19 protein-coding genes and 1 pseudogene are annotated in these 26,246 nt (G+C 63.4%); 8 read left to right on the forward strand and 12 right to left on the reverse strand.

Annotated elements, in window-relative coordinates; genetic code table 11:
* Positions 1 to 131 precede the first annotated feature (131 nt).
* Positions 132 to 989 (forward strand): LysR substrate-binding domain-containing protein, encoded by an 858-nt coding sequence (locus tag AZKH_RS22865; protein ID WP_015451661.1) that lies wholly within the window; start codon positions 132 to 134, stop codon positions 987 to 989.
* Positions 990 to 2,713: 1,724 nt separating this feature from the next.
* Here the strand turns inward: AZKH_RS22865 and alr are convergent.
* From alr to AZKH_RS22885, 4 genes are all read right to left on the reverse strand, one after another.
* Entirely contained in the window at positions 2,714 to 3,832 is a 1,119-nt protein-coding gene (alr, locus tag AZKH_RS22870; protein WP_015451663.1) for an alanine racemase, read from the reverse strand.
* A gap of 91 nt (positions 3,833 to 3,923) precedes the next feature.
* Positions 3,924 to 5,336 (reverse strand): amino acid permease, encoded by a 1,413-nt coding sequence (locus AZKH_RS22875; protein WP_015451664.1) that lies wholly within the window; start codon positions 5,334 to 5,336, stop codon positions 3,924 to 3,926.
* Positions 5,337 to 5,437: 101 nt separating this feature from the next.
* On the reverse strand, positions 5,438 to 5,812 hold the full coding sequence (locus AZKH_RS22880) for a RidA family protein (protein WP_015451665.1): 375 nt from the start codon (positions 5,810 to 5,812) through the stop codon (positions 5,438 to 5,440).
* 39 nt (positions 5,813 to 5,851) lie between these two features.
* A complete protein-coding gene (locus AZKH_RS22885) occupies positions 5,852 to 7,105 on the reverse strand; it encodes a D-amino acid dehydrogenase (protein WP_015451666.1) in 1,254 nt (417 codons plus the stop codon).
* 265 nt (positions 7,106 to 7,370) lie between these two features.
* Here AZKH_RS22885 and AZKH_RS22890 point away from each other — a divergent pair, with 265 nt between their 5' ends.
* Complete coding sequence (locus AZKH_RS22890) at positions 7,371 to 8,900, forward strand: sigma-54-dependent transcriptional regulator (protein ID WP_015451667.1); 1,530 nt, start codon at positions 7,371 to 7,373, stop codon at positions 8,898 to 8,900.
* 176 nt (positions 8,901 to 9,076) lie between these two features.
* Here the strand turns inward: AZKH_RS22890 and AZKH_RS22895 are convergent.
* Positions 9,077 to 9,615, reverse strand: a pseudogene (locus AZKH_RS22895) (tyrosine-type recombinase/integrase).
* Positions 9,616 to 9,705: 90 nt separating this feature from the next.
* Here AZKH_RS22895 and AZKH_RS22900 point away from each other — a divergent pair.
* Together AZKH_RS22900 and AZKH_RS22905 are read left to right on the forward strand one after the other, a co-directional pair.
* Positions 9,706 to 10,116: a hypothetical protein gene (locus tag AZKH_RS22900; RefSeq protein ID WP_015451670.1), complete on the forward strand. Its 411-nt coding sequence runs from the start codon at positions 9,706 to 9,708 to the stop codon at positions 10,114 to 10,116.
* A gap of 210 nt (positions 10,117 to 10,326) precedes the next feature.
* The gene (locus AZKH_RS22905) at positions 10,327 to 11,526 is read left to right on the forward strand and encodes an ATP-binding protein (RefSeq protein ID WP_015451671.1); all 1,200 of its coding nucleotides are present in this window, start codon (positions 10,327 to 10,329) and stop codon (positions 11,524 to 11,526) included.
* A 117-nt stretch (positions 11,527 to 11,643) separates the two neighbouring features.
* Here AZKH_RS22905 and AZKH_RS22910 read toward each other — a convergent pair whose 3' ends face one another.
* Positions 11,644 to 12,534 carry a LysR substrate-binding domain-containing protein gene (locus tag AZKH_RS22910; RefSeq protein ID WP_015451672.1) on the reverse strand — a complete coding sequence of 297 codons (891 nt, stop codon included), beginning with the start codon at positions 12,532 to 12,534 and terminating at the stop codon, positions 11,644 to 11,646.
* Between the two features lie 81 nt (positions 12,535 to 12,615).
* Between AZKH_RS22910 and AZKH_RS22915 the strand changes: the two genes are divergently transcribed.
* Together AZKH_RS22915 and AZKH_RS22920 are read left to right on the forward strand one after the other, a co-directional pair.
* Positions 12,616 to 13,836: a M20 aminoacylase family protein gene (locus AZKH_RS22915; RefSeq protein WP_041657866.1), complete on the forward strand. Its 1,221-nt coding sequence runs from the start codon at positions 12,616 to 12,618 to the stop codon at positions 13,834 to 13,836.
* Between the two features lie 57 nt (positions 13,837 to 13,893).
* Positions 13,894 to 15,258 carry an MFS transporter gene (locus AZKH_RS22920; RefSeq protein WP_015451674.1) on the forward strand — a complete coding sequence of 455 codons (1,365 nt, stop codon included), beginning with the start codon at positions 13,894 to 13,896 and terminating at the stop codon, positions 15,256 to 15,258.
* Between the two features lie 80 nt (positions 15,259 to 15,338).
* Here the strand turns inward: AZKH_RS22920 and AZKH_RS22925 are convergent, their stop codons facing one another.
* Positions 15,339 to 16,235 (reverse strand): LysR family transcriptional regulator, encoded by an 897-nt coding sequence (locus tag AZKH_RS22925; RefSeq protein WP_015451675.1) that lies wholly within the window; start codon positions 16,233 to 16,235, stop codon positions 15,339 to 15,341.
* Positions 16,236 to 16,363: 128 nt separating this feature from the next.
* Here AZKH_RS22925 and AZKH_RS22930 point away from each other — a divergent pair, with 128 nt between their 5' ends.
* Both AZKH_RS22930 and AZKH_RS22935 read left to right on the forward strand, forming a co-directional pair.
* Positions 16,364 to 17,965 carry an amidase gene (locus AZKH_RS22930; RefSeq protein WP_015451676.1) on the forward strand — a complete coding sequence of 534 codons (1,602 nt, stop codon included), beginning with the start codon at positions 16,364 to 16,366 and terminating at the stop codon, positions 17,963 to 17,965.
* Between the two features lie 122 nt (positions 17,966 to 18,087).
* The gene (locus AZKH_RS22935; protein WP_015451677.1) at positions 18,088 to 19,428 is read left to right on the forward strand and encodes a DcaP family trimeric outer membrane transporter; all 1,341 of its coding nucleotides are present in this window, start codon (positions 18,088 to 18,090) and stop codon (positions 19,426 to 19,428) included.
* Here the strand turns inward: AZKH_RS22935 and speB are convergent.
* The 5 genes from speB to AZKH_RS22960 form a co-directional block, all read right to left on the reverse strand.
* Positions 19,413 to 20,444 (reverse strand): agmatinase, encoded by a 1,032-nt coding sequence (speB, locus tag AZKH_RS22940; RefSeq protein ID WP_015451678.1) that lies wholly within the window; start codon positions 20,442 to 20,444, stop codon positions 19,413 to 19,415. The genes AZKH_RS22935 and speB overlap by 16 nt on opposite strands.
* A gap of 30 nt (positions 20,445 to 20,474) precedes the next feature.
* Positions 20,475 to 21,212 carry a TorF family putative porin gene (locus AZKH_RS22945; RefSeq protein WP_015451679.1) on the reverse strand — a complete coding sequence of 246 codons (738 nt, stop codon included), beginning with the start codon at positions 21,210 to 21,212 and terminating at the stop codon, positions 20,475 to 20,477.
* Positions 21,213 to 21,306: 94 nt separating this feature from the next.
* Positions 21,307 to 22,989, reverse strand: coding sequence for a choline dehydrogenase (gene betA / locus AZKH_RS22950; RefSeq protein ID WP_172642507.1), 1,683 nt, complete (start codon positions 22,987 to 22,989; stop codon positions 21,307 to 21,309).
* A 35-nt stretch (positions 22,990 to 23,024) separates the two neighbouring features.
* A complete protein-coding gene (locus AZKH_RS22955; protein WP_015451681.1) occupies positions 23,025 to 24,536 on the reverse strand; it encodes a cytosine permease in 1,512 nt (503 codons plus the stop codon).
* 64 nt (positions 24,537 to 24,600) lie between these two features.
* On the reverse strand, positions 24,601 to 26,106 hold the full coding sequence (locus AZKH_RS22960) for an aldehyde dehydrogenase (protein WP_015451682.1): 1,506 nt from the start codon (positions 26,104 to 26,106) through the stop codon (positions 24,601 to 24,603).
* Between the last annotated feature and the right edge of the window lie 140 nt (positions 26,107 to 26,246).

Raw genomic sequence — 26,246 nt, forward strand, 5'->3', positions numbered from 1 at the left:
GACGTCTCCTTGTTCTGCTGGCTGGATGGGTTCCCGTGAATCGGGCGATGGAGAACATCCTAACGACGCATTGACATTGACGGATTTGATAGTTGAAATGAAATCATTTACGCCGCAAATGGGTCGCCAACATGGTCAATATCCCCACCGAGCTCCTCAGGACCTTCCTGAAGGCCGTCGACCTGGGAAGCTTCACGCGCGCCGGAGACGCCGTCGGACGTACGCAGTCGGCGGTCAGCCTGCAGGTTCGGAGGCTCGAGGAACTGCTCGGGGCGGAACTCTTCGTGCGCGGCAGCCATCGCATGAAGCTCACCGACGAAGGCAGCACGCTGTTGGAGTACGCAAGGCGCATCCTCGCGCTGAACGATGAAGCGGTAAGCAGCCTGCGCCGGCCCAAGGTCGCGGGCAGCGTGCGGCTCGGGGCGCCGCACGAATACACGGCATCCCTGCTACCGGTGATCCTCGGCAAGTTCGCCCAGGCCCATCCCGGCGTGATGCTCGAAGTGACCTGCGACCTCAGCAAGAACCTGCTGGCGCGTCAGGAAAAGGGCGAGTTCGATATCGTGATCGCCCTGCATGACAATCCGATCACGGGCGGCGGCACAAAAGTTCTCACCGAGCCGCTCGTCTGGATCACCAGCGTCGACCACGGGCGCCACCAGCGGCGCCCCCTGTCGTTGGTCGTCGCCCCGCCCCCCTGCATCTACCGCAACCGCGTGCTGCAGACACTCAGCCGCCTCGAGCGCCCGTGGCGCATCGCCTACACAAGCTCCAGCTACAGCGGGATCATTGCCGCAGTGCGCGCCGGCCTGGGTGTGACCCTGCTCGCGGCCAGCACCGTCCCCGAGGGCGTGCGGGCGCTCGAGGAACGCGACGGATTTCCGTCCATGGGCGAATTGGACGTGCGCCTGCACATGGGACCGGAGGGCGCGACCGAGGCAACACGTTGCCTCGCCGACTACATTGCGACGAGTTTCTCAACGCCGTAGGTGATGCAGGCCGACTCCGACCACAAGCGAAGATTCAACTTCTCCGAAATGCAGCCATCTGAACGGCTGTTGCAGCCTGAGACCTGCCTGACGAGCTGCGCGAACAATTCGGCCTGAACGGCCGTTGGAGGTTTTACGCGGAAGCGGACGTTGAGCTGAACCATACACCGGTAAGCCGCCAGTCGCCTTGCTACGCCACGTATTGGGTACGACGGGCAGCTTCCTGAGCGCTCCCAATGTTGGCCAGCGCCTTGGCGAGCTCTCTGTCCGGCCAATCGAAGACCGTCGAATTTCAGCTCAACAGCGGTCATTGACTTTCGCCGTGCCGGCTCCTCGCCCCAAATGGAGTGGGCCCCTGGATCGGCATGGCGTGACCGCATGCTAAACAATGACCGAACGGCTGGGCGCAACGTCCGAAAAGTCAGAACGAATGACAATGAGGACGTCTACAGAGAAATCAATGTACCGTATGCGATAATGCAAATATTATGCCGATAAGCTTGGAGGAGAATATGACAGTAGTCGTCTTATGGTATCGAAAATCCCTCGGTGAGTTGTGGTGCGCAGCTGACACAAGGATATCTAGAGGAGGCGGGACTGCTACGGACGGAGGGCCAAAAATTCTGCCAATACCGGTGGTTTGCCATAAGAGCGAAGGCAATAAAAAGTGGAATTCATTTAGACGTTATAACTTTGGCTTTGCATACGCTGGATCAACTCTGTCGGCAATTAGCACGCACGCATTGGCGACCGCGTGCACACAGAATCTTGCCGCAAACCGAGGCTATGAGAAGCCGGTTACGCTGAAAGCAGTGGCAGAGTTATTTCAGTCCGTTGGCGAGCATTACATTTGTGACATGTCGGCGCGACTAGGCGTCTCGGACAACAACAAGTCATATTTCTTTGACGCACTGGTTTTTGGCTTCTGCCCAGTCGAGCGAGTGTTTAAGGCATATATGCTTGTATCGAATATCGCTACAGGGACGTTTAGAATGCTGCTAGCGGAGATGCTGATAGGGCCAGACCGCTATCATTCAATCGGAAGCGGTTCAACCGCGTTCGAAAAGCTTCATGTAGAATTGGAGCAATTCCACCATAATCCCGGGGTATTGACGACTTTGGAGGAAATGCTAAAGAGGGAGGTCCAGCCGGACGTTGGGGGCCACCTACAAATTGGCGTGAGCAAAACAACCGGCTTTCGAATCATTCCAGTTCTTAATAGAGGGGACGGACCTGGAAAGGCATATGTTAGTTTTTTGGGGTGGGACACAACTTCTGCAAGAATGTTTGAGGGGTATTCCGTTGGGTACGAATCCTGCGGAAATTTTCAGTAGTAATCTGTGTTTCGGTCTCTTCAGCTCTGGATCGAGTGCGATAGCGCTGTTTTTCAATTTCTTCCGCTTATCCAAGAGATTGGATGTCTGGTTCTGACTCGTCCAAACAACTGGATTGTGTCGGCTGCCGTCCGCCGGGTGTAGCAACTCAACGGCTGTTTGCAAACTCAAGCTGTCCGCCAGGCCGTCAAGAGGCGAACTTCCTGCACTACGGACCAGAGTAGTCAGAAAGTTGCCGTCCAGCCTCTTCAGGGCTCCGTCCGTGCCCGACCCGAAAGTGACATTGGCCGTCTCGGTGCTCCAGCGGCAGGTGACTGCGTGGAACCGCCGTGCAGAGCGGGGGGCATGCAACGTATTGCATGAGTTCCGACGAAGGTGAAAAGGGCGGGACTATGCATCGACCGCACCAATGTATCGCCGTGCATAACGATTGCCGAGGCTGGTCAGGATTTCGTAGCCGATGGTCCCCGCCCGCCCGGCCATCTCGTCCACGCCGTTCAGCGGGTCAGCCAGATCGATCAGTGAGCCCTCGCCCAGTCGTCCGGCCGGCACTTCGGTAACGTCTATGGTGATCGTATCCATCGAGACATTGCCGACGATGGGCAGACGAATGCCCTCGAAGCCGGCATGGCCGCGATTGCTCAGGCTACGCAGGTAACCGTCGGCGTAACCGACCGCAACCGTGGCGATACGCGATGGCCGCGCGGCTCTCCAGGTGTGCGAATAACCGACCGCCGTTCCGGTTTCGATGCGGCGGGTTTGCAGTACCTTACCCTGCAGCCGGATGACCGGGCGCATCGGATTTGGCTGCCCGGCAACAGGCGCAACGCCATACAAGGCAGCTCCCGGGCGTGCCAGATTGAAATGGAAGTCGTTGCCGAGAAAGATGCCTGACGAGTTGGCCAGGCTGGCCCTGGCGGCCGGCAGACGTTGCAGTGCGGCGCGAAAATTCGCCAGCTGGATCATGTTGGCCGGGTTGGCCTGATCTTCGGCGCTGACCAGGTGGCTCATGATGAATTTCAGTTCAATGCCCTGCAGGCGCCCGTGATCGGACGCGACAATCGCGAGTTCGTCTTCCGACAGACCCAGGCGAGCCATGCCGCTATCGACCTGAAGAACGCCCGGCAGGACAGTATCCAGCTCCCTGGCAAGCTTTTGCCAGGCCGTCAGTTGCGGCAGGCTGTTGAGGACAGGCACGAGACGATGCCTGACGAATTCGCCCTCGGCGCCCGGATGAGCCCCGTGCAGCACATAGAGGGCAGCATCGGTAGGCAGGAAGGGGCGGAGTTCGATGGCCTCGTTGAGATGGGCAACAAAAAAATGACGGCACCCCGCGCCGTAAAGGGCTGGCCCGACCTGTATTGCCCCGAGGCCGTAGGCATCGGCCTTGACGACAGCGGCGCACGCGGCAGCGCCAAGCCTGCCCTTGAGGCTGCGCCAGTTGTCGCAGATGGCATCGAGATCGATGCTCAGCAAGGCGCCCGCCCGCGTTTGGTGTTGATCGGACATGTTCAGGTCCTTGGAATGTCATCGATGACGTCTTGTGGCCTTCTTCCCCCGACGCTCGCCGCCGGGGGAAGAACGACCGAGCGGCGCCTGATCAGGCGGCGGCGCCAGAGAGCGCCGGCTTTGCCTGCTTGCCCATGCGATAGCCGATACCCAGCAAGGCGAACCACACCGGCGCCACATAGAGCGCCACACGGGTACCCGGGTCGAGGGCCAGGAGGGCGCCGACGGCGACCATGAAGGCGACCACCACCCAGTTCATGTAGGGCGCCCCCGGCATGCGGAAGGACACCGCCTTGGCCTGCCCGGCAGCGACCGCCTTGCGGTAGCCGAGGTGGGCGATGACGATGATCGACCAGGTCCACAAGGCGCCGATCAGCGAGACGCTGGTCACCCAGGTGAAGACCTCCTCCGGTACGAGGTAGTTGAGGACCACGCCGATGCTCATCAGGGCCGCCGAAAAGGTGATGGCGTTGGCCGGCAGATGATTGCGGTTGACCTTGCCAAAGGCCTTCGGCGCCTGGCGGAACTGGGCCAGCGTGTAGAGCATGCGGCCGGTGCTGAAGATGCCGCTGTTGCACGACGAAGCGGCCGCCGTGATGACCACGAAGTTGATCAGACTGGCCGCGCCGGGAATGCCAATGCGCTCGAAGACGAAGACGAAGGGGCTTACGCCGGGCTTGAGTTCGCTCCACGGCACCAGGGCCATCATGACGACGAGGGCGCCGATGTAGAAGGCCAGGATGCGCCAGATGATGCTGTTGGTGGCGCTCGGCAGGACCTTCTCCGGATTCTGCGCCTCGCCGGCGGTGACGCCGATCAGTTCGACACCCTGGTAGGCGAACATAACCATCTGCAGGGTCATCACGACGCCGAGGATGCCGAAGGGCATGAAGCCCTGGTAGCTCCACAGGTTCGAGAAGCTGGCGGTGCGCCCAAGCGGCGTGATGTCGAAGAAGATGATGGCCAGACCGATCACGATCATGGCGACGATGGTGACGACCTTGATCAGGGCGAACCAGAACTCCAGTTCGCCGAACAGCGCGACCGAGATGCGATTGACCGCGTACAGCACACTCAGGGTGATCAGCGCCGGTATCCATTGCGGCACATCAGGGAACCAGTAATGGACATAGACCGCGACCGCCGTGATCTCGGCCATGCCGATCGTTACCCAAGTAAACCAGTAGGACCACCCGGTTGCAAAGCCGGCGAAAGGCCCGACGAATTCCTCGGCATAGGTGGCGAAGGAGCCGGCTACCGGACGGTAGAGCAGCAATTCGCCGAGGGCACGCATGATGAAGAATATGATCAAGCCGCCGAGGGCATAGCTCAGCAACAGTCCCGGACCTGCCACCGAGATGGCCCGCCCAGCGCCGAGGAACAGGCCTACGCCGATGGCGCCGCCGATGGCGATCATCTGGATATGCCGGTCCTTCAAGCCGCGATGGAGATCCCTCGCTTCGTGCGCCCGCTCTTCGGCAAGCAGTGTTCTTACATCAGTCATGAAAAACTCCTTTCAGTCCGGCGCCGTAGGGACGTGTTCCACCCTGCCGGCGCCCAGCATTTTCGATCCGGACCCGCCGGATCAGACGATGGGAAGAAGTATCAGCCCAGGCGGGCGACGACCTCGATTTCGACCTTGGCGTCGCGTGGCAGACGTGCGACCTGAACGGTCGAACGCGCCGGCTTATGGCTACCGAAACGACGCTCATACACGGCATTAAGACGCGCGAAGTCGTTCAGGTCCTGGACGAAGACCGTGCTCTTGACGACCTGGTCGAGCGAGGCGCCGGCCGCCGCCAGCACGGCCGACAGGTTGTCGAAGACCTGTTCCGTCTGAGCCTCGATATCGAGATCGAGCAGCTGGCCACTGGCCGTGAGTGGGATTTGTCCCGAGCTATACAGCCAGCCGTCGACCACGATGGCCTGGACATACGGGCCGATGGCTTGCGGCGCGGCTGATGTTTCAATGACTTGCATTACTTCGTCTCCTCCGTGCTGTGATTGGGGTGGTTTTGATCAGGCGTAGCGGGCGACACTGAGGTCATCGACAGCGATTTCAGGAGTCCTGCCACTGAACATGTCGGCAATGACCCGGCCGGTGCCGGCCGCCATCGTCCAGCCCAGCGTGCCGTGGCCGGTGCTGAGCATCAGGTTGTCGTACCGGGTCTTGCCGATGATCGGCGTGCCATCCGGCGTCATCGGCCGCAGGCCGGTCCAGAACTCGGCCCTGGCGACATCGCCGCCTCGCGGAAAGAGGTCGGTAACGACGAATTCCAGCGTCTTGCGTCGACCGGCATCGAGATTGAGGTCAAAACCCGATAACTGGGCCGTGCCACCGACGCGGATACGATCGCCAAGACGCGTCACGGCGACCTTGTGGGTTTCGTCCATGATGGTGGATTCCGGCGCCATGGCAGGATCGGTGATAGGCACGGTGATCGAAAATCCCTTGACGGGATAGACCGGGATGTCGATGCCGAGCGGCTTGACGATCTGTGTCGAATAGCTGCCCAGGGCCAGCAGATATTGATCGGCGACGAGCGTGCCGGCATCGGTACGAATACCGGTGATCCGCCGCCCGTCATGCTGAATGCCGGTGATCGTGGTGCCGAAGCGGAATTTCACACCCAGGCCTTCCGCCATCCTGGCGAGGTTCTGCGTGAACTTGAAACAGTCGCCAGTTTCATCGCCTGGCAGACGCAAGGCGCCGACAAACTTGTCCTTGACCATGGCCAGGGCCGGCTCGTACTCGAGGTAGCCGGTGCGGTCCAGCACCTGGAACGGAACGCCGTACTCCTTGAGGATATCGATATCCTTGCCGATGCCATCGAGCTGCTTCTGGGTCCGGAACAGTTGCAGGGTGCCCTGGCTGCGTTCGTCGTAGGTGATGCCGGTATCGGCTCGCAGCTGCTTCAGGCAATCGCGGCTGTATTCGGCAACCCGCACCATGCGGCTCTTGTTCACCTGGTAGGCGGCCTCCGTACAGTTGCGCAGCATGGCCAGGCCCCAGCGCCACATGGCCGGATCGAGCATGGGCTTGATGACCAGCGGGCTGTGATGCATGAGCATCCATTTGATCGCCTTGACGGGCACACCCGGACCTGCCCAGGGGGCGGAATAGCCGGGCGAGACTTCGCCGGCATTGGCGAAGCTGGTTTCCAGCGCCGGCCCGGGTTGCCGGTCGATGACCGTGACCTGGTGCCCGGCCCTGGCCAGATAGTAGGCTGCGGTGGTGCCGATGACTCCACTGCCGAGGACGAGGACATGCATGCTGCTTCTCCTTTCCATTATTTCGGTCGATTGCATGACCCATTAGGAATACGAGCAAACTAGCAACGCCCGTGCCATATTTTTTATTTGTTTAAAAACAAATACTTAAAACAAAGCCTATCTCTCAGCGCATCAAACTGTATTTATTTCAATACGAAAAATCTCAAACCGGCCCGGATTTATTCATAAATAGTTTATTTATCAGCATATTAGATCGAATGTATTGTTTACGTTACACTGTATAGAACTAAATACAGGCTGCGGAATGCGTATTGACGTCTTCTTCTCCGACCGTGTCGGCATTGCCCAGGAAGTCCTGGCCGAGCTCGCCCGGCGCCGGCTGAACGTGACGGCGGTCGAAGTGGAGCCGCCGCACATCTACATCGAAGCGCCGGCGGTCGACGCCGCCGGGCTCAGCGAATTGCGTACCCAGTTGCTGCAGGTCGCGGGAGTGCGCGCCATCGAGCCGGTCGGCATGCTACCTGGCGCACAGCGCCGGCTGTACCTCGATGCCCTGCTCGCCTCGCAGCCCGATCCGGTATTGGCGGTCGACGAATCCGGCATCGTCGTCGTCGCCAACAGCGCTGCCGTGGCAGCCAGCGGCATCGGCGAGGGCAGCCTGATCGGCAGTTCGATGCAGGACCTGATCGGCAACCCGGCTCTGCTCGGCGAGTTGATCGACGGCGGCTACCATCTTCCGGTTTGCGAAATCGTCATGAACGGCGAGCCCTACATGCTGGAGACCATGCCACTGCATGAAACCGGTGGCCGAGTCGCCGGAGCCGTGATGACGCTGCACGCGCCGAGCCGCATGGGCGAACGCCTAAGCGCCCTCCATAACTACGACGCCGGCGGCTTCGATGCCATACTCGGCAGCTCCCCGGAAATAGAACAACTCAAGCAGCGCGCCGCGCGCATGGCGATGGTCGATGCGCCGCTACTGATCACCGGCGAGACGGGCACTGGCAAGGAATTGCTGGCCCATGCCTGCCACGCCGGCAGCGGGCGCAGCAGCGAACCCTTCTTTGCCCTGAACTGCGCCGCCCTGCCGGAAAACCTCGCGGAGAGCGAGCTCTTCGGCTATTCCGCCGGCGCCTTCACCGGCGCCCTGCGCGGCGGCAAGCCCGGCTTGCTTGAACTGGCCGATGGCGGCACGGTATTTCTGGATGAAATCGGCGAAATGTCGCCCTACCTGCAGGCCAAGCTGCTGCGCTTCCTCAACGACGGCAGCTTTCGTCGGGTCGGCGGCGATCGCGAGGTCAGGATGAATGTACGCATCATCAGTGCAACCCACCGCTCGCTGGAGGACATGGTGAGCAGCGGCCATTTCCGCCAGGACCTACTCTTCCGCTTGAACGTCCTCAGTCTGCATGTGCCGCCCTTGCGTGAACGCCCTGGCGACATCCTGCCACTCGCTCAGTTTTTCCTGAGCCGTGCCTGCGCCCAGGCCTCGCGCCCCCTCATGCGGCTCACCCAGGCGGCCTGCGCCGCCATGCTCAGCAACCCTTGGGTCGGCAACGTCCGGCAGTTGCAGAATGTGATTTTCCGTGCCGTGACGATGACCGAACGGACCATCATCAACGTTGACGACCTGGAACTGGCCCAGGTTGCGACGCCTGTGCAGTCTGGCGAAAGCACTGACGTCACCAGCCTGGACCAGGCGGTCGCGGATTTCGAGAAGAGCCTGCTGCAACGCCTGTACCGGGAGTTCCCGTCCAGCCGCCGCCTGGCCAAGCGGCTCGGCACCTCGCATTCGGCCATCGCCAATCGCCTGCGACGGTACGGAATTTCCTAACTGCCTGCAGTATGGGTGAGCTCGTCCGGCGGGTTTCCGATTCGAGCGGCCAGCTGAATGTCGGCACGAGCGGAAGGACGAATGACGGTAGTTGGCCGATACGCCCCTGCCAGCATCGATCCCGCAAGCGGCCGCCCGTCGCTCCGAAGGCTTTCTGCGAGCGGCCGCCGGCGCGGTCAGATCTTGATCTGCTCAGAGATCTCCAAGGCATCATCGACCTCGATGCCAAGGTACCGGACCGTGGACTCGAGCTGGGAATGGCCAAGTGGGAGTTGGACGGCCCGCAGGTTCTTCGTCCGTTTGTAGATGAGCGTCGCCTTCGTCCGGCGCATCGAATGCGTGCCGTAGGCCGCAGGATCCAGACTGGCCGCCGTCACCCATTGTGCGACGATCCTTGCGTACTGTCGGGTGGACACATGCGGCGAGTCATGCAACCGACTTGGGAAGAGGAAGTCTTCCGGCTTCAGCTTCGCCTTCTCGATCCATTTCGCCACCGTCGTTCGCTTCGGCTCTGTCAATCGCGAACGCGAAGGCTGACGAGATCACATCCACGCAGCTTGCTGTCGATGGTCAGATTGAACATCGCCAGATCGCGAACATGGTGGGCGTTCTGAAGGTGAATGCGGATCGCCCAGATGTCCTTGGGTTTCAGCGGCGCCTTCTGACCCACCAGCTTTCCCTTGTTCCAAGGTTCCCGATGCTCGTAGGATTCCATTTCAGACTCCTTGGCTGTTAATCGGAACCCGATTGTTACCGGTCGGCCGCGCGGAGCGATCCGAGTCATTCCAACAACGACCAACCGCTGATGGACTACTCCGAGATACTGGCGCAGCTGAAGGCGGCCTCCGCCTTCGATCTTTATCGGCTTCGGGCAGCGATCGATCGTGCGCTCGACGAGCCGGCCTGGGTGGTCGCAGTCCAAGCTCGGCTCCATGTTGGGCAAACCGTGGAGTACTTTGACCCACAGGCAAACGCTTCGCATGTCGGGCAAGTTCTCGAGTTACGGCCCAAGCAAGCTGTCGTGCTCGACAAGACGACGGGTCAGCGCTGGCTGATCTCCTATGCCGCGATCAATCTTGATGGTGCCGACGTCGAGATCCGCGAAAAACCGCGACAGGGGCTCGGCCGCAACGAAGTGGCCATACCCTCCAACGCGGGCGGCAGCGCGATCAGACGTCCGGGCTCCAGCGGCTGGTTACGGGCGCTATGTCGATAGAGTCGTAACGGCCAGCAGCGGTCTGCCATTGGAGCGGTCAGTGGAGCCGCGGCTGTGCTCTGACACCCGCTGTTCAGACCGCTGCTGCGCTCCCCCCTGCCAGCATACTTCATACAGGAGTTTCACCGCCATTCATTGGCCAGCGTTTGATATCAACTGACCTTACAGATATTATCTTTTTTTGATAACTTCTGTAATATTGGTATAGCCATGGATCCCGTTCGTAACCCATACGCCCCAGGAGCCGGCTCTCCGCCGCCTGAGCTAGCCGGCCGAGACGAGTTGCGCCGAATCGTCCGAATCGCGCTGCAGCGGATTCGGATCGGCAACCCGGCTAAGAGTGTCCTCATGGTGGGGCTTCGGGGAGTCGGCAAAACCGTACTCCTCGAACGGATACGTGTCGATACTGAAGCCGACGGAATGCAAACCGTCCGCATGGAAGCCCCTGAGGGGCGGTCATTGCCGGCGCTCCTGGCCCCTCAGTTACGAGTCGCTCTGTTGCGGCTGAGCCGAGTCGAAGCCGCAAAGGACGTGGCGAAGCGAGGGCTAAGCGCCCTGGCGGGTTTTGCCAAGGCTTTGCGGATCACATACCAAGACATCGAGGTCGGCCTCGATTTCGAACCGGAACCCGGACTTGCCGATAACGGCGATCTGGAAGCCGACTTGGCAACCCTTCTGGAACAGGTTGGGATCGCCGCGAAAAAGGCCGACACGGCAGTGGTAATGTTCATTGATGAACTGCAGTACATCAATGAAGCGCAATTCGCGGCATTGATTTCTGCGCTGCATCGGTGTGCCCAACTGCGCTTGCCGGTCATGCTCGTTGGCGCGGGTCTCCCTCAGCTACGGGAACGAGCCGGCAGTGCGAAATCCTATGCCGAACGGCTTTTCGATTACCCGGAGGTCGGCCCACTTGGCAGCGCGGATGCACGCAAAGCTTTAGAATCACCGGCCGAGGCTCTGGGCGTCAAGTTCGACGACGAGGCGGTCAGGGCAATCATCTCTCATACGCGGGGCTACCCGTACTTCCTGCAGGAATGGGGAAAGCACGCTTGGGATTTGGCCGATGCCAGCCCTATTACGCTGTCCGATGTGGAGCGAGCCAGCAGTGTGACCATCGCTGCCCTTGATGAAAGCTTCTTCCGGGTGCGATTCGACCGCATGACGCCGCTGGAGCGCCGTTACCTTAGAGCGATGGCCGAACTAGGGCCTGGACCGCACCGCTCCGGCGATATTGCCGCCGTCCTTGGCCGAGAGGTTTCGGCCCTTGCCCCCACACGAGGGAAGATTATTAGTAAGGGGATGGTGTGGAGCCCATCTCATGGAGATACGGCCTTCACCGTCCCTCTCTTTGACGAGTTCATGAAGCGGATCATGCCGGGGGACTCCTGGCGGAACGAATCGGCATAATACGTGACGCTGCCCGGACTTTGGCCACATCTGCCGGCCGCGGGACGGGTCCAGGCGTTGGCCAGATCGACGTTGATCAGTGCCGGCTTCTTGCCCTCACACGGACCATCCAGTTCCTCAACGCCTTAGATGGCGCTCGAAGAGCGCCGCGAGCGGCTTCGCGGCGACGCTCAGGGGCACACCACGCAGACTCAGGATTCCCAGCGACATCGGCGGCGGCAGCGGCTCGACCGCAAAGCGCTGCAACCCGACTCCGAACAGCGGATCTTCGATGAGCTCGACCGGCCCGAAGCCGACGTGGTCCGTGCGGCGCATCAATTCGAGCATCAGCGTCGGAGATGCGCAACGCACGGTATCGGCCGGCAATTCGATGCCATTCGCGGCGAGCCAGCGCACGAGGTGATTGCCCTGACTCGCCTCCGCCAGGTTCAACACCCAGCTTGCGGCACGCAGTTCCTGCCAGTTCCGCGCCTGCGCGAGGGGATGGCCGATGCGGCCGGCTGGGGCCGCGGGCACCTCCGCCAGCGCCTCGAAGCTCACCTCGTAGGGCAAATCCTGCGGATTCGCCAGCGCCACCGCGAAATCGAGGCGCCCTTCGATGAGCCCGGGGAGCACGCTCGTCAAGAGCCCCTCGTCGAGCGTCAACGCGGCGTCCGGCTGCACCCTGCGGAACTCGTTCAGCACACGCGGCAGCACCTTCGCTGCCACGAACGGTGTCAGCGCGATCGCGATGCGGGCCCCGGCACCGCCGCGCAATAGGCGCACCTCCTCGCGCGCCTTTTCCAGCGTCGCGATCGCCAGACGCGCCCGCACCAGCAGTGCCTGGCCGGCGGGCGTGAAGGCAATGCCCTTATAACTGCGCGTCAGCAGTTCCGCGCCGACGTCTTCCTCCAGCTCACGCAGCGCCTTGGTCAGCGCGCTCTGGCTGAGATGCATCGCCCGAGCCGCGGCGCGGATTGAGCCCGCGTCGGCCACCTGCACGAGCGCCTTGAGCTGATGGTCCTTCATCGCGGGAGGTGATCACCGTTGGTTGTCATTACGGAAAAACTACCGCCTTCCATCGTTCACCGCAAATCCTATTATCGATTCATGAATACCGCACACCGATTCCTCCCTGACGAAGCCGCGATGAAGACCTGGCGGCGCACGATCCATCAGAACCCCGAACTGGGCTTCGACGAGTTCGCGACGAGCCGGCTGGTGGCCGACTCGCTCGCGAAGTGGGGTTTCGAGGTCCATACGGGCATCGCGACCACTGGCGTCGTGGGCACGCTCAGTTGGGGCAAAGGCGGGAGCGACGGTGGCCCGCGGCTCGGCCTGCGCGCCGACATGGACGCCCTACCGATCCAGGAAGAAACCGGTCTGCCGTGGGCAAGCCGCAATCCCGGTCATATGCACGCCTGCGGCCACGACGGCCACACGGCGATCCTGCTCGGCGCGGCAGAACTCTTCGGGCGCCTGCACCGCGAAGGCCGCATGCCGGGCAGCGGCACGCTCAATCTGATCTTCCAGCCGGCCGAGGAACTGGGCGGCGGCGGCGGCGCGAAGCGCATGATCGAGGAAGGCCTGTTCGAGCGCTTCCCTTGCGACGCGTTTTTCGGGCTGCACAACTACCCGGGCGTGCCCACCGGTCACTTCCGCTTCCGCACCGGCCCCTTCATGGCCTCGTCGGACAAGGTGCTGATCCGCTTTGACGGGAAGGGCGGGCACGGCGCGCTACCTCATATGGCCATCGATCCGACACTTCCCGCGGCGGCGACGGTGCTCGCGCTCCAGAGCATCGTCGGACGCAATGTCGATCCGGTGGACATGGCAGTGATCAGCGTCGGGCGCATGACGGCGGGCAAAACCTACAACGTCATCCCGGAGACGGCCGAACTGGAACTAAGCGTGCGGGCGCTGCGTCCCGAGGTGCGCGACCAGCTGGAAGAGCGCATCGGCGAACTCGCCCGCGGACAGGGGGCGGCCTACGGCGTCGGGTGCGACATCCGCTACGAGCGCGGTTATCCGGTGCTCGTGAACAGCGCCGCCGAAACGAGCCTCGCGGTTGAGGCCGCGCGCGAGGTGGCGGGCGCGGCGCAGGTCGACGACGACGCCGCGCCGCTCTCCGGCAGCGAAGATTTCGCCTTCATGCTGCAGCAGGTGCCAGGCTGCTACCTGCTGATCGGCAACGGCGACAACGGTTTTGGGGGCGGCGAGCACCTCGGCCCCTGCAGCGTGCATAACCCGCACTACGACTTCAACGACGCCTGCCTCGCACCCGGCGCCGCCTTCTGGGTGGCACTCGCGAGGCGCTTCTTCGGCGACTGAGCGGCGCACGGCGTCGGGAAGAACGGCAGCACAAAACCACAAGAGGAGACAGGCAGAATGAGCAGCAACAAGGCAGCCCCCCGTACCATGCAGATCGTCGCGGCCGTCATCGGCAACGCTTTGGAATGGTATGACTTCATCGTCTTCGGCTTCCTCGCCGTGGTGATCTCGCGTCTGTTCTTTCCGGCTGACAGCGAATACAGCTCGCTGCTGATGGCAACGGCGACCTTCGGCGTCGGCTTCTTCATGCGTCCGGTCGGTGGCATCCTGCTTGGCATCTATGCGGACCGCAAGGGGCGCAAGGCCGCGCTGCAACTCATCATCGGCATGATGACGGTGGCGATCGCACTGATCGCCTTCGCTCCCCCATACGCGGCGATCGGGGTTGCCGCACCGCTGCTGATCGTACTCGCGCGCCTGCTGCAGGGTTTCGCGACCGGAGGGGAGTTCGCGAGCGCGACCTCCTTCCTGATCGAGAGCGCCCCACCCAACCGCCGTGGCCTCTATGGTTCGTGGCAGATGTTCGGACAGGGTCTCGCCGTGTTCTGCGGGGCAAGCGTCACGGCACTTGTCACGCGCAACCTGTCGCCCGAGGCGCTCGACGCGTGGGGCTGGCGCATCCCCTTCATGATCGGCCTGCTGATCGGCCCGGTCGGCTTGTGGATCCGTCGCCACCTGGAGGAAACCGAGGCCTTCCTCGAAGCGCGCCAGGCTCCCGCTGAAAAGCAGTCGCTCGGCCGCATGCTGCGCAACCACCTGCGTGAGGTCTTCGCGGTGATGGGCGTCACCGTCTGCGGCACCGTCGGCTTCTACGTGATCCTCGTCTACATGCCGACCTTTGCCACCAAACAGCTCGGCATGGCGCTCTCCGATGCCTTCACCACCCAGGTCATCGCGGTTGCGCTGCTGACCGCCCTGATGCCGGTGTTCGGCGCGCTGTCGGACCGGGTCGGCCGCAAGATCCTCGTCGTCATCGCGACGGCGGGCCTGCTTGTCGCCTCCTACCCCCTGCTCTCGTGGGTCCATGCCGCCCCCTCGTTCGAACGGCTCGTCACGATGCAGATCGTGCTGTGCGTTCTGCTCGCGGTCTACTTCGGGCCGATCTCGGCGGTGATGGCCGAACAGTTCCCTGCCGGCGTGCGCTCGACAGGCCTCGCGCTCGCCTACAACGTCGCAGTGATGGTCTTCGGCGGCTTCGCGCAGTTCATCGTGACCTGGCTAATCCACACCACCGGAATCGCGATCGCCCCGGTGTTCTACGTGATGTTCGCCTCGGCGCTCGGCTTCGTTGCCGCGCTCTTCCTGACGGACCGCACGCACGTGGCGCACCTTGCGGCGGTCGATGAACAAGGCGCGGCCGAAAACACGGCGCGCCCGACGGGCGCTACAGCGATCAAACGGACGGCGCACCAGGCCGCATAAAGCGACAGGGCCGGAGCTTGCGGGCCACCGGCAGTACTTGCGTCCGGAGTGCTCGCGGGACGACATGCCTAAACGCGTCCTCAGGCGCGGAAATGGGTGCGGGCGAGGTCGGCGATTCGGTCGAGCGCCGGCGAGCTGCTGCGTCCGGGAAGCCGGACCAACGCGTAGCTGCCGGCCAGCACGGCCGGCATGACGCCGAGCGGCACGAGGCCACCGGACTCGATCTCGGCGCGCATGATCGCCACCACACTTAGCAGGACGGTGTCGCTGTGTAGCACGACTTCGCGCTGGATCTCGTAGCTGTCGCACCGGTAGGTGATCAGCCGACTCGGATGGGCCCGGGGGCCGAAGGCAGCGACCAGCTGGCGCGCGAGCGTGTCGCTGACCGCCGAGCAGGCGATCGGATAACGCAGCAGGTCGTCGAAACCCACGCGCGGCATCGCGAGCAGCGGATGCCCGCACCGGCACATGAAGTCGCCCGGAAGCCTGGCGAGCGGTTCGATGTCGAGACCGCCGGGGTTCACGATGTCTGTCGCATCGACCACGACCATGTCGAGCTTTTCCGCGTGCAGCTCGTCGAGTAGTTGCGGCGTGCGGCCCATGACGATGTTCACGCGCAGCTGAGGACGCTCGTGGGCGAGCGCGATGAGGCAGGGGCGGACCAGCATCGAGGCGGGCGTCGGGCTGACGCCGAGCCCGATCTCGCCAAATTCGCCGGCGCGCGCCAACGCCAGTTCGCGTTGCAGCTCGTTCTCCTCGAACAGTACCCGGCGAGCGCGCTCGGCCAGTGAGCGGCCAAAGACGGTGAGCTGCGTCCTGTGGCCGACGCGGTCGAACAGCGGCGCGCCGAGATCCTGTTCGAGCGCCTGGATGCTGCGGCTCAATGCCGACTGGCTCAGGTGCACCACTTCTGCAGCGCGATGGAAGGTGCCGTGCTCGCACAGGGCGATGAAGTGCTTGAGTTTTCGTGTGTCCATACCGCCCCCCGCCTGACGATGCGTAGTTTGCATCAAATTAATGATAATTATGCGCTTGTGTAATCAAACCTCGATTTCCAGAATTCGCTCACACAAACACATAAAGCCCAATGAGGCAGGAGACGAGCATGGACGAGACGACAATCCGGGCGGGCGCAGGCGGGGCGCCGGAAGCAGCTCAGGGCATGGGGCGACGGGATTTCCTGCGTCGCGCTGGCCTGTTATCGATGGCGGCAATGGTGCCAGGCAGTTTCGCCGGCGCGGGCAAGGCGCTCGCGGCGGGCGGAGGGCGCGCAGCTTCCGACATCGTCATGGCCGATGCGCTCGAGCTGTCGGGCTGGATCAAGGCACGCAAGGTTTCGTGCCGCGAAGTCATGAGTGCTTTTCTCGACCACATTGATCGCATCAATCCGACCGTCAACGCCATCGTCTCGCTGCAGGATCGCGGAGGCCTGCTGAAACAGGCTGACGAGCGCGACGCCCAGCTCGCGCGAGGCCAGTACCTCGGCTGGATGCACGGCATGCCGCAGGCGCCGAAGGACCTCACCGCGACGGCCGGCATTCCGACGACGCAGGGCTCGCCGATCTTCAAGGACTACGTGCCGAAGCAGGATTCGGTCATCGTCGAGCGGGTGCGCCGCAATGGCGCGATCCTGATCGGCAAGACCAACACGCCCGAATTCGGCCTCGGCTCGGTCTGCTACAACAACGTGTTCGGCACGACGCGCAACGCCTACGACCAGAGCCGTAACGCCGGCGGCAGCAGCGGCGGCGCGGCGGTGGCGCTGGCAACGCGGATGCTGCCGGTGGCCGACGGTAGCGACATGATGGGCTCGCTGCGCAACCCGGCTGCGTACAACAACGTGTTCGGCTTCCGGCCCTCGCAGGGTCGAGTGCCGTTCGGACCCAGCGGCGAGGTCTATTTCCAGCAGATGGGCTACGAAGGGCCGATGGGGCGCACGGTGCGCGATCTCGCGCGGCTGCTGTCGGTGCAGGCCGGCCACGACGCGCGTCTGCCAATGTCGATCGACCAGGATCCGGCGGTCTTCGCGGCGCCACTGGAGCGCGATTTCCGCGGTATGCGCATCGGCTGGATGGGCGACTACGGCGGCTATCTGCCGATGGAGCCGGGCGTGCTCGCGTTGTGCCGCGAGGCGCTGAAGGGCTTCCAAGCGATCGGCTGCCGGATCGACGAAGTCGTGCCCGACTACCCGATGGAACAACTGTGGCAGACCTGGCTGACGCTGCGCCACTTCACGATTGCCGGCCTGGCCGGCGGCCTCTACGCCGACCCCGCCAAGCGCGCGCAGATGAAGCCCGAGGCGGTGTGGGAGATCGAGGGCGGGCTCGGGCTCACCGGGGCGGAAGTATGGAAAGCCAGCGCGCAGCGCAGCAAGTGGTACGACGCGCTGCGCAAGCTATTCGAGACCTACGACTACCTCGTGCTGCCAAGTGCTCAGGTCTTCCCCTTCGACGCCGGCCTGCACTGGGCAACCGAGATCGCCGGCAAACGGATGGACACCTACCACCGCTGGATGGAGATCGTCGTCGGCGGCACGCTCGCCGGCCTTCCCATCCTCAATGTTCCTGCCGGCTTCAATGCCCAGGGGCTGCCGATGGGCCTGCAGGTCATCGGCAAGGCGCAGGCCGACCTGGCCGTGCTGCAGATCGGCCACGCCTACGAACAGGCGACGCGCTGGGTTCAGACGCGCAAGCCGACGCTGATCTAAGCCGCACTTTCCGACGACCGCGAAGCGACCGGCACGGCCCGCAGGCCGTTGCCGGCGGCCGCGTGCGTCTCCGGATTTACCACGCAGTACCGACAACAAGACCACATGAAAAGGAGACAACCATGCGACACAGACTTGCGCAGGGAGCGACGTGCGCCGCGATCAGCGTGCTGCTCGGCGCAGCGACGTCGGCCCGGGCTGGCGACGAGGTGGGCGAGCTCAAAGCCTTGATCCGGGGCCTGCAGGCCCAGATCGACGAGCTCAAGCAGGCCAAGGCGGCATCCCCGGCCGCGGCGCCGGCGGCGCCAGAAAAGAAGTACGTGGAGACCGGCGACCTGCCGGGTTCGTTCAAGATGCCGGGCAGCGACACATCGATCAAGGTGTACGGGCATGCACGCTTCGACTCCACGTACGACTTCAAGGGGCGGCTGTCGAACATCAACACCGTCGGCTGGGCCAACAGTCTTTTCGTGCAGCCGCAGGACCACACGGCCGCCGGCAGCCGTCACGACCAGACTTACGTGACCGCGCGCGGCTCGCGCTTCGGCCTGCTGGCGTCGACGCCGACCGGGACCGAGGCGGGACCGGTGCTCGCGAAAGTCGAGGCCGATTTCGATGGCCGCAACGACCTGGGCGGAGAAACGCAGACGACCGCACGCTTGCGCGAAGCCTATCTGAAGGTTGGAGGCCTCCTCGTCGGCCAGAGCTGGAGCACCTTCGTGGACCTGCGCGCCGTTCCCGAACTCGTCGAGTGGAACAGCACCGGCATCGTGCCGACGATCCGCCAGGCGATGGTGCGGTACACGAAGCCGCTGGACGAGCGTTCGCGTGTCGAACTCGCGGTGGAGAACTCCATCGGCAATAGCTGGGCGCGCACGCCGAAGGCCGATTTCGACACCTCCTACGATCTGGTCGCCCGTTACGACCACGATACCGATTGGGGCCATTTCTCGCTGCGCGGCGTGACGATGGAGTACAAGAACGACCGCCACTTGAAGCGCGGCTACGGACTCGCGGCGAGCACGCGTGCGAACCTCGGTCCGCGTGACAGCGTCGTACTGCTGGCGGCCGGCGGTGACGGCATCGGTCGCTACATATACAACGGTCTTGTGCAGCAGGCAGTCGAAACGCCGAACGGCATTCGTCTATGGGATGCCTGGGGGGCGCACCTGGGCTACACGCACGTGTGGACAGACACGCTGCGCAGCACCGCCGCTTTTGCCTACACGCACTTCCAGCGCGACGACGCCGCCAATGCGGCCCAGCTCGCGGCGGTCGGCGGTGTGAACTCGGATTTCGCGCCGAATCGCACGCTGCGGCAGGTCTTCCTCAACACGTTGTGGAATCCTTACCGCAGCGTCGACGTCGGCCTCGATTACACCTTCGGGCAGCGCGAGACATTCCAGGACAGCAAGGGCACGATCAGCCGGCTGAGCGCGATGGTCCGCTACCGCTTCGAGTAGGCATTCGCTTCGCCTCCAATCGGCGGGGGCGATCGGTGAACAAGATCGCCCTTCGCACCACGCGCATGAAAGATGAACCCGATGCTGTTCATCAGCAGTTGCGCGGCGAGAATCGAGGTCGTGCCGGTCGGGTCGTAGGCCGGTGCAACCTCGACGAGGTCCATGCCCACGATGTTGCCCCGGCTGCGTTTGGCGAGCGCCTGGATGATCTCCAGCACTTCGTAGTACAGGAAGCCACCATGACTCGGCGTGCCGGTGCCCGGTGCGATCGAGGGATCGAAACCGTCGATGTCGATCGTGATGTAGTACGACACGCCCTCCGGGATCTTCGCGAGCACGCCTTCCGTCCCGAGCCGGCGCACGTCGCGCACCGACAGGATCTGCGATCCGGCTTCGCGCGCGGCCATGTAGTCGTCGCGGTTCGACGAGGAGACGTTGCGGATGCCGATCTGCGTCATGCCGACAATGTGATCCATCTCGGAGGCGCGCCGCAGCGGGTTGCCGTGCCCGTAGCGCACGCCGTGGCGCTCGTCGACGAAGTCGAGGTGGGCATCGACGTGCAGGATGTGGATCGGCCCGCGGCCCTCGAAGGCCTTGATCACCGGCGCGTGGATCGAATGGTCGCCACCCAGCACCAGCGGCATCGCGCCCTTCTCGAGAATCTTGCGCACGGCGAGTTCGATATTCGCGTTGCTCTTCGCCATGTCGGTGTGGACGATGTCCGCGTCACCGACGTCGGCGATGCGCACCTCGTCCTGCGTGAGGTACATGACATCGTCTTCGAAGTCGTACGCGCCGGAATGACCGAACGAGAACAGCGTCGACGCCTCCCGGATGCCGCGCGGCCCGAAGCGCGCGCCCGAGCGCCATTGCGTGCCCATGTCGTTGGGCGCGCCGAGCACCGCGACGTCGGCGTCGAGTTGCTCCCAGTCGAGGCACGGGGGGGACTTCGCGAAGGTGCAGTGGCCGACAAACGGCAGGTTGAGGCGGCCGGACTCATACGAATTCTTTGACATGTTGTGTCTCCTGTCGAAGCTGAGGGGGTGTCAGAAGTTGTATTTCAGGCCGAGCACGATCGTGCCGCGGCCGAGGTTGCGGGAGTCGCCGGTCATGCCGGCGCCCGGGTTGTAGAAGGAGTGGTGCGCGTTGGTGGTCATCAGCGCGATGCTCGGCACGAGGCCGTTGAAGTCCTTCGAGAGCGTCAGCGCGACGTCCGCGTAGCTCGCATCGCTGGAGAAAGGGCCGCTGATGTACTGGTAGCCGACGTGCGGCACGAGGGTGTAACCGTCGCCGAGATCGAGCGTTGCGCTGAGCTCCGCGTACCAGCTCTTGCCGCTGTCGGGAATCGCGAGGAAGTTCTTGCTCACCGTGCGGCTGAACTTCAGTTTCGCGACACCGTAGCTGAGGCCGGCATAGAGCTCGGTGGTATCGGCGCCGGGGTGGAGGTTGTTGTCCGGAAAGATGTAGCGCAGGAAGCCGACATCGTATCCGAGCCCGTCCACCAGATCGCCGGCATAACCGCCGTACAGGTCGAGCTCGTAGTCGGCGTTGCCGCCGGGGATGTCCTTGATCCATTGCGTCGTCGACGCGAAAGCGCCGAGGTAGAGGCCGCCGTTCGTGTAGTCCGCGCCGGCCTGAGCGGCCGGATTGAAGCGGGACTGCGACAAGCCGCGGGCGCGGTACTCGCTGACGCCGGCGACATTCAGGATCAGATCGGCATGCGCCTGACCGGCGGCAAGAACGGCAGCAAAACCCAGTGCGCGGGCGATGATTCGGAGGTTCATGGGAAATTTCCTCGGATCTTGGGCGTAGTGATCCCCCCGGTGACGCTCTGGCCACCGTCGGGGTACGGCGATGAGTGGGATCAGCGGATGCGGATCAGCAGGCGACGCGGCGCATCGGATTTCGAGTGCGCTGCTGCGTCTCCCAGCCCTCGACGAGGCCGACCGGCGCATCGTCGGACGCGAGCATCCGGCTTCCTCGCACGAGATCGGCGGCGCGCTCGGCGACCATGATCGTCGGCGCGTTGAGGTTGCCATTCGGCTCGGTCGGGAAGACCGACGAGTCGATCACCCGCAGGCCCTCGACGCCGCGCACGCGCAACTGGGAATCGACGACGGCCATCTCGTCTTCGCCCATGCGGCAGGTGCCGCAGGGATGCATCGTCGACTCCATGTTCTCGCGCACGAAGGCGTCGATCTCGTCGTCGGTCCGAACATCCGGCCCCGGCGCGAGTTCCTCGCCGCGGTAGCGGTCCATCGCGGGCTGTCCGACGATCTCGCGCGTCAGACGCACGCAGCGGCGGAAGCCTTCGCGGTCGGCTTCGTGCTCCAGGTAATTGAAGCGGATTTCCGGATGCACGTAGGGATCAGCTGACGTGAGCTGGACATGGCCGCGGCTCTTCGGTTTGTTCGGCCCGGTCAGGACCATGAAACCGTGCCCCTTGATCGGCTTGTGCCCGTCGTAGCGCATCGCTGCCGGCAGGAAGTGGAACTGGATATCCGGCCAGCGCAGCCCGGGCGCGGAGCGGATGAAGCCGCCCGCCTCGAAGTGATTGCTCGCGCCCAGACCGTCGCGGAACATCAACCAGCGCGCACCGATCGCCGCCTTGCCCATGAGCCCCATCTTGCTGTTGAGCGTGATGGGTTCCTTGCATGCCCACTGGATATAGATCTCGCTGTGGTCCTGCAGGTTGGCCCCGACGCCGGGCAGGTCATGATGCACCGCGACGCCGGCACGCTGCAGCACCTCGCCGGGCCCGATGCCGGAGCGCTGCAACAGGTGCGGCGAACCGATGGGGCCGGCCGAGACCAGCACCTCGCGCCGAACGCGCACCGTCTGCACGCTGCCGTCGACCTCGTAACGCACGCCGACCGCGCGCTTGCCTTCCATGACGATCTCGCGCGTCATCGCATGCGTCACCACCTTCAGGTTCGGACGGCTCATTGCCGGACGCAGGTAGGCATTCGCGGTCGACCAGCGCACACCGTCCTTGACGGTCATGTGCATCGCGCCGAAGCCTTCCTGCATGTGGCCGTTGCAGTCCTCGGTCTTGATGTAGCCGGCCTGTGCGCCCGCCTCCACCCAGGCGCCATACAGCGGATTCACCATGTTGTTGCCGTTGTTGGTGTGCAGCGGCCCGGAGCCGCCGCGGTAATCGTCCCCGCCGAACTTGAAGTGCTCGGCACGCTTGAAGTACGGCAGGCAGTTGCGGTATCCCCAGCCTTCCGCCCCCAAGGATTCCCACTCGTCGAAATCGCAGGCATGGCCGCGGATGTACACCAATCCGTTGATCGACGAGGAGCCTCCCAGCACCTTGCCACGCGGGCAATGCAGGCGGCGGCCCTGCAGATGCGTCTCGGGCGCGGTCTCGTAGTGCCAGTTGTAGCGGCGGGTATTCATCGGCAGGGAGAACGCGCTGGGCATCTGGATGATGACGCTGCGGTCGCTGCCGCCGTATTCCAGCACCAGCACCGTGACGTTCGGATCCTCGGTCAGCCGGGCGGCCAGAACACAGCCAGCCGAGCCCGCGCCGACGACGACGTAGTCGAATTCATTCATGATCGTTTCCATTCAAGGGTCGTGAGGCGGCGCGCTTACCAACCTTCACCGGTGGTAAACCAGGGGGACGTCTTCTCGATATGCCGGATCACCCGCTCTTCCCTTTCGAGATCGAGCGTCAGGCAAGCGATGTAGTACGCCACGCCGGAAACGATCAAACCCACCAGCCATGCCATGTCGACGCTGCCGATCATCCTGGCGAGCGGGCCGACATACACTTCTTCGGTACCGTTGAAGATCGTGAAGAACGGAATCATCGCGACGAAGCCGATCACGTACGCGATCAGTCCGCGGCTGCCCCAATGCCCGTAGAGGTTGTCATCGGGCAGGAAGAAGTGCGGGATCGCATAACGCCCTTTGCGCACGAAGAAGTAGTCGGTCAGGTTGACCGCCGTCCAGGGCACCAGGAAATACAGCATCACCACGAGGTAGATGTTCAACACCGACAGGCCGGAGCCGGAGGTGTAGATACTCATTGCCACCCCTACCTGCAGGAACACCACCGCGAGGATTGCCCATACGCGAACCTTCACGGTCGGCGTGATCTTCCTGAACGAATCGATGCCTGTGATTGCCGTGAGCTTGGCGCTGTAGATGTTCATCGCGATCACCGGCAAGAAGGCGAGGATCGTGATGGCGACGACGACCGAGCCCAGTTGCGGAGCCACGTTCGCGCCGACGCTGTTGAGCGCCACCAGCACATCGGTCGCATGCAGGTGCTCGGCAAGCCAGCCGCCGACCGCGATCATCCACGCTCCCGAGATCGAGGCGCCCAGGAAGACGGCCGCGATCAGCTTGCCACTCGGCGTGTTCTTCGGCAGGTAGCGGGAATAGTCCGATACGTAAGGCGCATAGGCGATGTTGTAGCTGGCGCCGGCAGCGAATTGGGCGACGAACCCCGTCCAATCGAAACCCAGGGGAGGAGCGGCATCAGCGGCCTCCGCGACAGCGCCCGGTGCATCCTGGATCCATCCCATCACCACGGCGACCGTGACCAGCCCGTACAGCGGCAGCGACAGGTACAAGGACCATTTGAAGGTCTTGTGCATCCAGTCGTGGCCCATGATGGCGAGTAAGGTTGCCGGCACCGACACGGCGAGCGCCACCTGCATCGGCCCCCACTCGAACAGCGTGTTGAGCCCCTGCATCATCAACACGAGGTTCACGATGTTGAAACCGGCGAACACGAACAGCGTCGCGAACAGCACCAGCACGACACCCCGATACCCGAACTGTGCGCGCGACTGGATCATCTGCGGCAGACCGAGATGCGGCCCCTGCGAACCGTGGAACGCCATGAAGAGCGTGCCGAACATGATGCCCAGCGTGCCGGCGATCGTGGTCCACAGGGAACTCAGGCCTACGCTCGGCCCGACAAAGCCGATGGTCATCGTGAAGAACGTGAAATTGCCGACGAACCAGAACGGTCCCTGCGCGGACAGCTTGTCCGTTCGCTCATGGTCCGGGACAAAGTCGATCGAACGGCCTTCGACTTCCAGTCCGCCGCGATCCTGAGGCGTCGATTCTCTTTGCGAATCTGACTTCATTTGATGTCTCCTCTAACCTTCTTATAGTTTGGTTTTCATCTGTACGTCAGTGCATCGTCGGACCTCAAGGCAAGGTGATCCACACCGCCTTCGTCTCGGTGAGGAAGTCGAGCTGCTCCGGCCCGAGGTCGCGCCCGAATCCGGACTGCTTGAAGCCGCCGAAGGGCATCGCCGGGTCGAGGGTGCTGTGCGCGTTGACATAGACCGAACCGGCCTTCAGGCGCGGGATCAGGCGATGGACGCGGCCGAGGTCGTTCGAATAGATCGCGGCGGCCAGTCCAAAGGGCGAGTCGTTCGCCTCGGCAACCGCCACCTCGAGATCGTCGAAGGGAGCGGTCACCAGCACCGGCCCGAAGATCTCCTCGCGCACGACGCGCATGTCGCTGCGGGTATGGGCGAAGATCGTCGGCTCGACGTAGCAGCCATCCTGCGGCCGACCGCCGTAGGCAAGCTCTGCGCCCTCGGTGATCCCGGCGTCGATGTAGCTGGCGACGCGGCGTTTCTGCTGCATCGACACCAGCGGGCTGATGAAGCATTCCGGATCCAGCCCGGGCGCCATCTTCAGCGTGCGCGTGACTTCGATGAGCTCGTGCATGAAGGCGTCGTGAACGTCGCGCTGGACGTAGACTCGCGTGCCCGCGTCACACACCTGCCCGGAATTGAAGAACACGCCGTTCGCAACTGCGCGCGCCGCCGCCTGAAGGTCGGCATCCTCCAGCACCAGCACCGGCGACTTGCCTCCGAGCTCCAGCGTCAGTCGCTTGAGGGTGTCGAGGCCCGCCCGCCCGACTTCCTGCCCGACCGGGGTCGAACCGGTGAAGCTCAGCTTGTCGATGCCGGGATGGCGGCACATCGCAGCCCCAATGTCCCGGCCGGAGCCCGTGACGATGTTGATGACACCTGGAGGGAAGCCCGCCTCCTCGACGAGTTCGGCAAAACGCAGCGTCGACAGCGAAGTCAGCTCGGCCGGCTTGACGACGACGGTGCAACCGGCTGCCAGCGCCGCCGCGAGCTTCCAGGCCATCGTCTGCAGAGGGAAGTTCCAGGGCACGATCGCGCCGACGACGCCGACCGGCTCCTTGCGCGTGAAGGCGACGTATTCGCCCGGCAGCGCAGCCGGCTCGACGGTGCGGCCATGCAGCTTCGTGGCCCAGCCGGCGAAATAGCGGAAGGTGTCGATCGTGCCCTGAACGTCGACGTCACGCGCACTGGTGACCGACTTGCCCATGTCCACCGACTCGATCTCGGCAAGCTCCGTCGCGTTCGCCTCGATCAGGTCAGCGAGCTTGTGCAGCAGGCGTTCGCGCGCCAGCGGCTTCATCGTGCGCCAGGGGCCGGAGTCGAAGGCTGCGCGGGCGGCGGCGACAGCACGGTCCAGGTCCGCCACGGTGGCGAGCGGAATCCGAGTGATGCAGCCGAGCGTGGAGGGCTCGATCACGTCGGCGATGGCGCCGTCGCTCGCGGCCATCCACTCGCCGTTGATGTACATCTTCTGCGTCTTGCTCAGGAATCGTTGCGCGCCGGGTGAAACCTCGTAGCGCCGCAGATAGGCTTCGACGATGCTGTCCATGCGTTGTCTCCGTGATTGTGCGCACTCTGGTCGGTGCGCTAGGTTGGCCCGGGGGTCAGGCATGGACGGACTATATTTCCGGGCTTGTTTCGGAAAAATAGTCGCGACAAGATGTTCAAATCGGAACTTCCGATGCAATC

It is taken from the genome of Azoarcus sp. KH32C (assembly GCF_000349945.1).
Classification (GTDB): Bacteria; Pseudomonadota; Gammaproteobacteria; order Burkholderiales; family Rhodocyclaceae; genus Aromatoleum.